Here is a 358-nt window from a genome sequence, read left to right on the forward strand (position 1 = left end):
AATGAACAAAGGAATGAGGAGGAAAGAAGACGAATAAGAGAAGAGGAAGGGAGAGAGGAGGCGGGAAAAGGAGTGAAGAGGAGAAAGACAGGAGGGAGAGGGGAGGAAGAAGGGGGGGGGGGGGGGAAGGAGAGGGAGAAAAAAGAGAGGGAAAAGAGAAGAGGAGGAGGAAGAGGAAGAGGGGGAGAAGAGAAAGGAGGAAGGGAGGGGAAGGGGGAGAAAAGAGAAGAGGGGAGGGAGAGGGGAAGGAAGGAGGGGGGAAAGGGAGAGGGAAGGGGGGAGAGGAGGGAAGGGAAAAAAAGAAAAGAAAAGGGGGAAAAAAGAGGGAAAAAAGAGAAGGAAAGGAGGAGGAGAAGAA

1 protein-coding gene is annotated in these 358 nt (G+C 52.8%); it reads left to right on the plus strand.

What is annotated here, in order from left to right:
• The coding region (locus KH400_RS30215) for a hypothetical protein (RefSeq protein WP_217228504.1) at positions 1 to 358 on the plus strand (358 nt) is incomplete at both ends.

It is taken from the genome of Desertibacillus haloalkaliphilus (assembly GCF_019039105.1).
Taxonomy (GTDB): Bacteria; Bacillota; Bacilli; order Bacillales; family KJ1-10-99; genus Desertibacillus; species Desertibacillus haloalkaliphilus.